The organism is Streptomyces sp. NPDC002536, assembly GCF_053594995.1.
Window position 1 is genome coordinate 79,197 of the sequence record NZ_JBSFWU010000016.1, and the last position, 9,847, is coordinate 89,043.

11 protein-coding genes are annotated in these 9,847 nt (G+C 71.7%); 3 read left to right on the forward strand and 8 right to left on the reverse strand.

Features of this window, described 5'->3' with window-relative positions; all coding sequences use genetic code 11:
• Positions 1 to 98: 98 nt before the first annotated feature.
• The 5 genes from cbiE to ACWD4B_RS08915 form a co-directional block, all read right to left on the reverse strand.
• On the reverse strand, positions 99 to 1,310 hold the full coding sequence (cbiE, locus tag ACWD4B_RS08895) for a precorrin-6y C5,15-methyltransferase (decarboxylating) subunit CbiE (RefSeq protein WP_451420137.1): 1,212 nt from the start codon (positions 1,308 to 1,310) through the stop codon (positions 99 to 101).
• Between the two features lie 108 nt (positions 1,311 to 1,418).
• Positions 1,419 to 2,069, reverse strand: coding sequence for a GNAT family N-acetyltransferase (locus tag ACWD4B_RS08900; RefSeq protein WP_451420138.1), 651 nt, complete (start codon positions 2,067 to 2,069; stop codon positions 1,419 to 1,421).
• Between the two features lie 154 nt (positions 2,070 to 2,223).
• On the reverse strand, positions 2,224 to 3,093 hold the full coding sequence (locus tag ACWD4B_RS08905; RefSeq protein WP_451420139.1) for a MetQ/NlpA family ABC transporter substrate-binding protein: 870 nt from the start codon (positions 3,091 to 3,093) through the stop codon (positions 2,224 to 2,226).
• A 91-nt stretch (positions 3,094 to 3,184) separates the two neighbouring features.
• Complete coding sequence (locus ACWD4B_RS08910) at positions 3,185 to 3,964, reverse strand: methionine ABC transporter permease (RefSeq protein ID WP_451420140.1); 780 nt, start codon at positions 3,962 to 3,964, stop codon at positions 3,185 to 3,187.
• Positions 3,961 to 5,010, reverse strand: coding sequence for a methionine ABC transporter ATP-binding protein (locus ACWD4B_RS08915; RefSeq protein WP_336414314.1), 1,050 nt, complete (start codon positions 5,008 to 5,010; stop codon positions 3,961 to 3,963). The genes ACWD4B_RS08910 and ACWD4B_RS08915 overlap by 4 nt, the downstream gene beginning before the upstream one ends.
• A gap of 501 nt (positions 5,011 to 5,511) precedes the next feature.
• On the opposite strand from ACWD4B_RS08915, the gene ACWD4B_RS08920 reads away from it, so the two are divergent.
• Together ACWD4B_RS08920 and ACWD4B_RS08925 are read left to right on the forward strand one after the other, a co-directional pair.
• Positions 5,512 to 5,871, forward strand: a complete 360-nt coding sequence (locus ACWD4B_RS08920; protein WP_336414313.1) for a hypothetical protein — start codon at positions 5,512 to 5,514, stop codon at positions 5,869 to 5,871.
• Position 5,872: 1 nt separating this feature from the next.
• Positions 5,873 to 6,325: a hypothetical protein gene (locus tag ACWD4B_RS08925; protein WP_451420141.1), complete on the forward strand. Its 453-nt coding sequence runs from the start codon at positions 5,873 to 5,875 to the stop codon at positions 6,323 to 6,325.
• Positions 6,326 to 6,459: 134 nt separating this feature from the next.
• Here ACWD4B_RS08925 and ACWD4B_RS08930 read toward each other — a convergent pair whose 3' ends face one another.
• The 3 genes from ACWD4B_RS08930 to ACWD4B_RS08940 all read right to left on the reverse strand — a co-directional run bounded on the left by ACWD4B_RS08930 (position 6,460) and on the right by ACWD4B_RS08940 (position 8,850).
• Complete coding sequence (locus ACWD4B_RS08930) at positions 6,460 to 6,960, reverse strand: GNAT family N-acetyltransferase (protein ID WP_451420142.1); 501 nt, start codon at positions 6,958 to 6,960, stop codon at positions 6,460 to 6,462.
• A 74-nt stretch (positions 6,961 to 7,034) separates the two neighbouring features.
• Positions 7,035 to 7,565 (reverse strand): sigma-70 family RNA polymerase sigma factor, encoded by a 531-nt coding sequence (locus ACWD4B_RS08935; protein WP_451420143.1) that lies wholly within the window; start codon positions 7,563 to 7,565, stop codon positions 7,035 to 7,037.
• A gap of 115 nt (positions 7,566 to 7,680) precedes the next feature.
• Positions 7,681 to 8,850, reverse strand: coding sequence for a glycerophosphodiester phosphodiesterase (locus tag ACWD4B_RS08940; protein WP_451420144.1), 1,170 nt, complete (start codon positions 8,848 to 8,850; stop codon positions 7,681 to 7,683).
• Between the two features lie 222 nt (positions 8,851 to 9,072).
• Here ACWD4B_RS08940 and ACWD4B_RS08945 point away from each other — a divergent pair, with 222 nt between their 5' ends.
• Positions 9,073 to 9,741 carry a lysophospholipid acyltransferase family protein gene (locus tag ACWD4B_RS08945; RefSeq protein WP_451420145.1) on the forward strand — a complete coding sequence of 223 codons (669 nt, stop codon included), beginning with the start codon at positions 9,073 to 9,075 and terminating at the stop codon, positions 9,739 to 9,741.
• Positions 9,742 to 9,847 lie beyond the last annotated feature (106 nt).

The following is a 9,847-nucleotide window of genomic DNA, read 5'->3' on the forward strand; positions in this document are numbered from 1 at the left end:
GGGGGACGCGTTCGGTGCATTGATGACTGTGGTGTCCGACACCGGGCGGCCGCACAACGGTCCGCCAGCCTACCCCGGCCGGGTGTACGTCCGCGATCTCACCCGTGGGGGCGATGGCCGCTGAGCAGGAAGGTTACGGCCCGTTCGCGCTCGGTCCAGGCGCTTGTGTCCAACTCCACTGCCTGCAGCAGAGTGCACTCCACCGCATAGCCGCCCTCGGCGAGCACGCGGCCGACCGCCTCGGCCTCGTCCCGGGTCGCCGCGTGGCTGACGATCCGTTCGGGACGGCGCGCCGCGCACGCGGCGACGACCGGGGCTCCGCCGCCGGCGACGCGCACGACGTCGGGTTCGGGGAGGTCCTCCAGGACATGGGGCGCGGTGCCGCGGACGACCTGGAGCTGCACGCCGTGGCGGCGCGCGGCGGCGGCGGTGCGGGCGCAGGCCTCGGGGTCGCGGTCGACGGCGATGACGGCGGCGCCGAACCGGCCGGCCTCGACGGCGGCCGCGCCGCTGCCGGAGCCGATGTCCCAGACCAGGTCGCCCACGCGGGGCCCCAGCCGGGCGAGTTGGGCGGCCCGCAGCTCGGTGGACTCGCCCTCGCCGAGCGGGGTCCCGTAGGCGTCGGCGGGCAGGGCCCAGCCGCGGACGGCCGGCGGGTAGCCGGGGTCGCGCCCGGCGATCCAGCCGCCGCCCGTGGCGCCGGTGCCGGAGCCGCCGATGACGATGACGACGTTCGGGTCGCGCCAGGTGTGGTCGGCGGCCCGGTCGGAGGTGAGGACGGTGACGCGCTCGCGCTCGGTGCCCAGTTCCTCGCAGATGACGAAGGTGCGGTGGACGGGGCCGAGCAGCAGGGCGAGTTCGGCGGGGCCCGCGCCGGGCGAGGTGAGGACGGCGACCTTGGGGTGGGCGCGGCAGACGTTGACGGCGCGGCGCAGGTCGCGGGCGTGGGCGACGACGACCTGGGCGTCGTCCCAGGGCATGCCGGCCCGGGCGAAGGCGGCGGCGACGGCGGAGACGGCGGGCACCACCTCGACCTCCAGGCCGTGTTCGGGGGCGCGCAGGGTGCGGACGACGCCGAAGAAGCCGGGGTCGCCGTCGGCGAGCACCACGGCCGAGCCGCGGTGCTGGGCGATGCGGCGGGCGGCGAGGTCGACGCTGCCCAGGCGGATGCGCTCGGCGCCGGGCGGGATCTCGGGCAGGGCCAGGTGGTGTGCCGCGCCGGCGACCAGGGTGGCGGCGCCCACGGCGGAGCGGGCCGCGTCCGTCAGCGGTGAGCCGTCCCACCCGATCACCGTGACCCGGTCGGCCATCGTCGTCTGTCTCCTGGGCTTGTCTCGGGTCGGACCGCGCACGGCGGTGCGGGCAGGGTGAGAGTACCCCGGGCTGGTCCGGACCAGGGCGGGGCGGGTGGAGGCCGGTCAGCGCCAGTCGGGGAAGGCGGCGGCGTAGTCGGAGTGGTCGTAGCCGCCGGTGTGCTGTTCGCGCACCTCGTCGAGGTCCTCGGGGAGCAGGCTCCAGACGATGAGGTCGGTGCGGATGTCCGTCCAGCCGCCGTCCTCGGTGCGGCTGCGCGCTATCCAGGCGTTGCGCAGGACGCCCTCGCTGATGCAGCCGATCTTCTGGGCGACCTGCTGGGCGGCGGTGTTGTCGGCGGCGGTGCGCATTTCGAGGCGTTCGAACTTCTGGTCGCGGAACAGCCACTGGGCGGCGGCGAGCACGGATTCGCACGCGTAGCCCTCGCCGCGGGCCCAGGGCGCGGTGACGTAGGAGGCCTCGGCGCACAGCGTGCGCCAGTCGGTGTTGCGGAGGTACACGGCGCCGACGAGGCGGGAGGTGAGGAACTCGGTGACCGCAAAGACGATTCCGCGACCGGAGGTGCGTTCCTCGGGGGCGCGGCGCAGGGCCCAGTCGCGGGCCTCGGCGGTGGTGTAGGGGTGCGGGGCGGTGGTCCAGGCGGTGATGAGCTCGTCGTTCATCATCTCCGCGAGGGCGGGCACGTCCCCGGCCTCGAACGGGCGCAGCACCAGCCGGTCCGTACTGATGGAGATGTCCGGAAAGGTGGATGTCATGCGCTGCTCCAACGCCGAGGGAGGGTGGGCTCGGGTTCGCTCGGGTGCACCAGCATGCAGCATCGGCATGTGAGTGCGCCAAGCGCGTGGGCCCCGCGCACGCCGGGGCGTGCGCGGGGCCTGCGACCGTATGGACGGCCGAGATTACAAGGTGTCAGCTCTTGACGGGGCCGAAGGCGGGGATGACGGCGCCGTTGCTGAACTTCTCCTGGATGAACTTCTTCACCTCATCGGAGTTGAGGAGCTTGGCCAGCTTCTGGATCCGGGGGTCGGCCTCGTTGCCCTTCTTGACGGCGAGGAAGTTGGCGTACGGGTTGTTCTCGGCCTTCTCCAGGGCCAGGGAGTCCTTGGCCGGGTTGAGCTTGGCGGAGATGGCGAAGTTGCCGTTGATCACGGCGGCGTCCACGTCGCCCAGGCGGGCCGGGATCTGGGAGGCCTCCAGCTCGGTGAACTTCACGCCCTTGGCGTCCTCGACGTCGGAGAGCTTGGCCTCGGCGCCGACGCCGTCCTTGAGCTTGATGATGCCGTTGTCGGCGAGCAGCTTGAGTGCGCGGCCCTCGTTGGTGGCGTCGTTGGGGACGGCGATGGTGGAGCCGGAGCCGAGGTCGGCGACCTTCTTGTCCTTCTTGGAGTAGAGGCCGAGGGGCTCGATCTCGACGTTGACGACGGGCACGATGTCCGTCTTGTTCTTCTTGTTGAAGTCGTCGAGGTAGGGCTTGTGCTGGAAGAAGTTCGCGTCGACCTCACCGCTCTGGGTGGCGGTGTTGGGCAGGACGTAGTCGTTGAACTCCTTCACCTCCAGCTTCAGGCCCTCCTTGGCCGCGAGGTGGTCGCGGACGAAGTTGAGGATGTCGGCGTGGGGGGTGGGGCTGGCGGCGACGACGAGCTTGGCCGCCGGGTCGGCGTCCTTGCCCTTCTTCTCCGAAACAGAGCTGGTGTCGGAGGGGGCGCTGCAGGCGCTCAGGCCGAGGGTGAGCGCGGCGGCGGCCGCGACGGCGGCGGTGAGCTTGACGGTGGTACGCACGAAGAGTGCCTCTTTCCTGGATCACGAGGTGATGCCGCCCGGCAAAGGGTCCGGGCTCGTGGGGGTTCCGCGGGGCCGCCGGCCCCGGGGGTCAGGGGGTTTCCGCCACCTCGGCCGCCCCGTCCCGCACGGGGACGGGCTGTGCGGCAGGAGCGGGGGCGGGGGCGGCCGTCCGGCGCAGGCGTCGCAGGCCCACGGGGGCGGCCTGACGGCCGCCGCGCCGGGACAGGCTGCGGACGAAGAGGTCGCCGGCGAGCTGGACGAGCGTCACGATGACGATGAGCAGCACGATGGTGGTGTTCATCAGGCCGGTCTCGTGGCGCATGTAGCCGTAGGTGATGGCGAGGTTGCCGAGTCCGCCGCCGCCGACCGCGCCGGCCATGGCCGAGTAGCCGATGAGGGCGATGACGGTGGTGGTCAGCCCGGCGACGAGGGAGGGCAGGGCCTGCGGGAGCAGCACCTTGAGGACGATGGTCCAGGTGCCGCCGCCCATCGACTGCACGGCCTCGACGAGGCCGTGGTCGACCTCGCGGACGGCGGTCTCCACCAGGCGTGCGAAGAACGGGATGGCGCCGATGGTCAGGGCGACCACGGCCGCGCTGGGGCCGATGGAGGTGCCGATCACCAGGCGGCTGAAGGGGATCAGCCAGACCAGGAGGATGATGAAGGGCAGCGAGCGGCCGAGGTTGACGACCGCGCCGAGGACCTTGTTCACCACGACGTTCTGCAGCAGCGAACCGCGGTCGGTGAGGACCAGCAGGATGCCCAGCGGCAGTCCGCCGACGACGGCGTAGACGGTGGACCACCACACCATGAAGAGGGTGTCCAGACAGGCGTCGCGCAGCAGCGGCTGCATCTCGGTCCAGGTCACTTGGCACCCTCCTTCAGGGCAGCGGCGGCGGGTGCCGGCGTGTTGACGTCCGCGACGTCCACCTGCAGGCCCTGCTCGCGCAGGAAGCCGATGGGGACGACGTTCTCCTCGAAGCGGCCGGGCAGCTCGATGCGCATCCGGCCGATCTGCTTGCCGGCGACGGTGTCCATCGCGGCGCCCAGGATCGAGATGTCGACGTTGTAGGTGCGCGACAGCTGGGAGATCACCGGCTGCGTCGCGGCCTCGCCGTGGAAGGTGACGTCCACGACGGTGCGGTCGGGCCCGGAGGGCTCGCCGCCGACGGGGAAGAGTTCGGCCGCGAGCTCGGAGCCGGGGGTGGCCAGCAGCTCGGCGACGGTGCCGGACTCCACGACGCGGCCGCCCTTCATCAGGGCCGCGGAGTCGCAGATGGTCTTGACGACGTCCATCTCGTGCGTGATGAGCAGGACGGTCAGGCCCAGCTGCTGGTTGAGGTCGCGCAGCAGCTGGAGGATCGAGCGGGTGGTCTCCGGGTCCAGCGCGGAGGTGGACTCGTCGGAGAGCAGCACCTTGGGGTCGCCGGCCAGGGCGCGCGCGATGCCGACGCGCTGCTTCTGGCCGCCGGAGAGCTGGCCGGGGTAGGCCTTGGCCTTGTCGGCGAGGCCTACCAGGTCGAGCAGTTCGAGCGCCTTGCGGCTGCGCTCCTTGCCGGAGACTCCGAGGATCTCCAGCGGCAGCTCGATGTTGGCCTGCACGGTGCGCGAGGACAGCAGGTTGAAGTGCTGGAAGACCATGCCGATGCGGCTGCGTGCCCGGCGCAGTTCGGCGCCGGCGCGCGGGCCGCGCCCGGCGAGCGCGGTGAGGTCCTGGCCGGCCACGGTGACCGTGCCGGAGCTGGGGCGCTCCAGCAGGTTGACGCAGCGGATGAGGGTCGACTTGCCGGCGCCGCTCTGGCCGACGACGCCGTACACCTCGCCCTCACGGACGTGCAGATCGACGCCGTCGAGGGCGGTGACCTCGCGGCCTCGTGAGCGGTAGACCTTTGTCAGGCCCGTAGTGGTGATCACAGAGTTTCCGTCACTGTCGAGTGCGCGGCGATGGTGACGCCGGCGCACGGGCATGCATTGCGGAATGCGGCATCAGGGGGGGAGCGTCCCCGGAGGCGCTGGAGCGCGGGTCGGGGGTTCCTGGTGACGCGGGGCCGAGCGGTCCGGACGGCGGAAGGGCCAGTACCGGGCTCAGGTGGGGTCTCGCTTCGGGGCGCGAGGCAAAGGGGGCCCTCAGCAGTCACACATTCGACACATGCAACGAGCACCGGGCGTCATCATCGCCTCGGTCGCAAAGGTGCGGCTGCTCGTCGTGGTCATGCGGGCCAGTAAAACAGAAGCGCGTGCGAATCAGCCACGCCTGTCCGAATACCGGACAGTGCCGACCGCACCGTGGACGGTCCCCCAGCTACCGCTGGGAGGTACCCCCGGGGTCGCGCGCGGGGGCCCGCACGCGGGCCACTACAGTCGTCCCATGCCTGTCATGCCCCATCCGTCCATCCGCGCCGCCCGGGGGCCGCGGTGATCGACGCGCTGACGCTCGCCGTCGGTCTGACCGCCCTCGTGCTGGCCGCCTGGTGCGGCTTCGCCTTCTCGCGCGACCAGGCCACCAAGGACTGGCACTTCATCGGCATGGCCGTGGTCACCCTCCTCGCCGTGATCCAGCTCGTGGTCGGTGTGGTGCGGCTGGCCGGCGGAGACAAGCCGCACCAGGGCACCACGATCTTCGTCGCCTACCTGCTGGGCTCGGCCGCCGCGATCCCGGCCGCGGCCTTCATGTCGCTGGCCGAGCGGACCCGCTGGGGCTCGGCCACGGTGGCGGCGGGCGCCGTGATCCTCGCCGTGCTGGAAGTACGGCTCTACGACATCTGGGGAGGCTGACGTGACCGAGGCCGACGTGACCGAGCCCACCACCACCGCGTCCAAGGGCGGCTTCGACCTCGGCCAGGGCCCGGGCCGACTGCTGGTCTGGCTGTACGGGGTGTTCACCGTCGCCGCCGCGTCCCGCTCGATCGTCCAGATGATCCTGGACTTCGGCCGGGCACCGCTGGCCTACGTCCTGTCGGCGGCCGCCGCCGCGGTGTACGCCTTCATCACGTACTCCCTGGTGCGCGGCGGGAACACGGCCCGCAGGGCGGCGCTGGTGTGCTGCGCCGCCGAGCTGGCCGGGGTGCTGCTGGTCGGTACCTGGACCGTCGTCGAGCCGTCCGCCTTCCCCGACGCCACCGTGTGGTCGGACTTCGGGATGGGCTACCTCTTCATCCCGGTGATCCTGCCGCTGACCGCGATGATGTGGCTGCGCCGGGCCGGCGGCCGGTTGCCCGCAGGCGGCTAGCCCCGTAGGGGCGCGGGGAACTGCGCGACCAGCCACGACGCACCCGCAGTCGAAGTACCCGGGGCTTCGCCCCGGACGCCTGGGGTGGTGCGTCGGCTGCAGGCCGTCGGTGCCCCTACGGGGCCGCACACGCCCTAGGCGCTCGTCACATAGGCGGGCGCCGCGTCCTTCTCCAGGGTGATCAGGGTCAGCGTGCGGGTGACCTCTTCGGTGCCGACGGGCGCGTAACCGCAACGGCGGTACAGCCGCAGGCCGCCCTCGCCGCGGCGGCCGGTGGCGAGCCGGTAGCGCTTGGCGGAGCACTCCTCCGCCAGCCGCTCCTCGATCGCCACCAGCAGCCGGCCGCCCAGGCCGTGCCGCCGCATCCGCGGGTGCACGATGAGCCCCGTGATGACCGCCGTGCCGTCGGCCCCGGCGGTGCCGCGCACCGAGCCGACGACCTCCGCGCCGAGCCGGGCCACCAGGACGCGGCTCCCGGCCAGTTCGGCGCGCAGGGCGTCGAGGCTCTGGGTCAACGGGTCGATGGACCAGTCCCCGTGGAGCTCGGCCTCGTCCTGGTAGCAGAGGTACTGCAGTTTGAGGATCTGCTCGGCATCGCTGTCGCCTGCAGCCGAGATGGTCACGCTCATACCCATGCGCACGCCTCCCGTATTCGGTCCGCCCTGACAGGAGCCGCCGCAGATGCACGCCGCTCCGTGGCGCCGGTTGTCTAACGCTCCTCTCCCCCGCGTCCAGGAGCCGCAATCTCCGCCATGAGCATTCTGCGCAGACATCCCAGGCAGCGGGAACGTACGGGCCCCAAAGATCCTTGTGAGATACCCAACTCCCCTGCGATTTCTCGGTAAGTCGGATCGCGGGAGGAGAGCAGGGCCGAGAGCAGCCCGGGGCAGCGGCCGGGCAGGCGGCGGACGGCGGCCCGCAGCTGCCGCCCGGTCTCGGCGGCCAGCACGGCCTGTTCCACCCCCGACTCCAGCCGCTCGCCGGACGGTTCGGCGGCGACCGGGTCGTAGGGCACCTCGCGCCGGGCACGGCGGCGCCAGGCGCGGGCCTCGGCGCGCACCGCCGCCCGTATCCGCAGGGCGGTGTCGGCCGTCCGGGACAGTGCCCCGGCGCCACTCAGCAGCCGGAGCCAGACGGCCTGTTCGAGGTCGGCCGCCTCCATGCCCGCCGCGTGGGCCTCGGCCGCGCACTCGGCGGCCAGCAGGGGGCGCAGCCGGGTGAGGAGATCGTTCGGCGTCATGCGGGACGGGACATCCGGCCCCGCCCGGGCGGTTTCCGGAACGGTGGGTAATCACTCGTCCGAGTGATCACCCACCGCCACGAGGAGACCGAAGGAGATCAGAGGAGACCAGGGGTCACTTCTTGAGGAAGTCCGCCCGCGCGAACGCCGCCGTGTCGCAGTTGTCCGAGAAGATGCCGTCGATGCCGGTGGCGTAGTAGGCCTTGAAGGCCCCGAAGGCGTCGCCGTAGGCGTTCGGGTCGCTGCCGCGCTGGAAGTCCGCGGGCAGGAAGGTGTTCTCGTTGCGCATGGTGTACGGGTGCAGGATGAGCCCGGCGGCGTGCGCGTCACGGACGAGCGTGGTGGGCTTGCCGAGCTTCCCGCCCGCGTCCCGGGGGATGATCTGCTGCACCCATGGCCCGATGCCCTCGGCGAAGCCGGCTATCCACTTCAGGCCCTGCGGCGTGATGAGGTCGGCGACGGTGCGCGGGTCGCCCGCCTCGACGAAGTCCCAGGGGCGGGTCTTGAGGTCGTCCAGGAGGAAGATCTTCGGGGCGTGGACGCCCAGCTTCGTCAGCCTCTGCAGGCTGCTCGGCTCGAAGGACTCCAGGAACTGCGGCGAGTCGGCGCGGTGCCGGCCGTACCGGCGCAGCAGCTTCGCCAGCGGCTCCTCCAGGCCGAGGCCCAGCTTGCGGAAGTAGGTGGCGTGCTTGGTCTCCGAGTGCAGCCAGACCCGCCGGCCGCGCTTGCGGCCCTGCTCCTCGGCCCACTTGAGGACCTCTTCGAAGGTGGGCACGTCCCAGCGGCCGTCGTAGAGGGTGTTGTGCTGCCGGTTGCCCGGTATGCGCTCCTTGGCGCGCAGCCGCTTGAGCTCGGCGAGGGTGAAGTCCTCGGTGAACCAGCCGGTGTGGGACTCTCCGTCGACGACCTTGGTGGTCTTGCGGGAGGCGAACTCCGCGTGGTCGGCGACGTCGGTGGTCTGCGTGATGTCGTTCTCGTGACGGCAGACCAGGTGCCCGTCCTTGGTGGGGACGAGGTCCTGCTCGATGACGTCCGCGCCGTTGTCGAGCGCGAACTGGTAGGAGCCGAAGGTGTGTTCCGGCCGGTACCCGCAGGCACCGCGGTGCCCGATGATCGTCGGCACCGGGAGGTCCTGGTAGGAACCGCCCTTGCCGTGGCCGCCCGCGCTCCGCTGCTGCGCCGCTGCCGCCGGGCCCGCCCCGCTGCCCAGGACGACCGCTCCCGCGCCGAGGGCCGCGGCGGCCCCCAGCAAAGAACGCCTGCCCGGACGCTGCTCCTGCTGCATGTACGCTCCTGCTCGTTGTTCTTCCGGCGCCTGTCCGGCACCTGTCAGACGGGGTGATCGTAAAGTCGTCCGCCCCTCGCACAGAAGGGTGTAGAGGGAACAGAGGGACAACTCACGTCAACACTCTGTTGCGCCTTGCCGAAACCCGGGGTGCGCATGCCCCGTACTCGCGAGTATCGTCAGCGCCCTGCGCCGGCATGACCACCACGACCGGAGGACCCGTTGTCCCGCATTGTGCTCAAGGCGATTCTCGGATTGCTCATGCGCGTCCTGTACCGCCCGAAGGTCGAGGGGGCCGAGCGCATCCCCGGGACCGGGCCGGTGATCCTCGCCGGGAACCACACGACGTTCATCGACTCGCTGTTCGTGTCCCTGGTCGTCAAGCGCCCGGTCTACTTCATCGGCAAGAACGAGTACGTCACGGGCAAGGGCCTCAAGGGCCGCCTGATGGCGTGGTTCTTCCGCTCCTCGGGCATGGTCCCGGTCGACCGCGACGGCGGCAACGGCGGTGTGGCCGCGCTGATGACCGGCCGCCGGATCCTCGACGAGGGCAAGGTCTTCGGCATCTACCCGGAGGGCACCCGCTCCCCCGACGGCCGGCTCTACCGCGGCCGTACCGGCATCGCCCGGCTGACGCTGATGACGGGCGCGCCCGTGGTGCCGTTCGCGATGATCGGCACGGAGAAGGTGCAGCCGAGCGGCAAGGGGATGCCCCGCATCGCCCGGGTGACGGTCCGCTTCGGCGAGCCGCTGGACTTCTCCCGCTACGAGGGCATGGACCGCGACCGCTATGTGCTGCGCGCCGTCACCGACGAGGTGATGAGCGAGGTCATGCGGCTGTCGGGCCAGGAGTACGTGGACATGTACGCCACCAAGGCCAGGGCGGCCTGACGGTCGCACACCACGTACGAAGCGCAACACCGGCTGGATGCCGAGGGCGTGGGCGTAGGGTTCCCAGCCGCGGGCGGAGGCGCCCACCGACCGCAGGGCAGCCCAC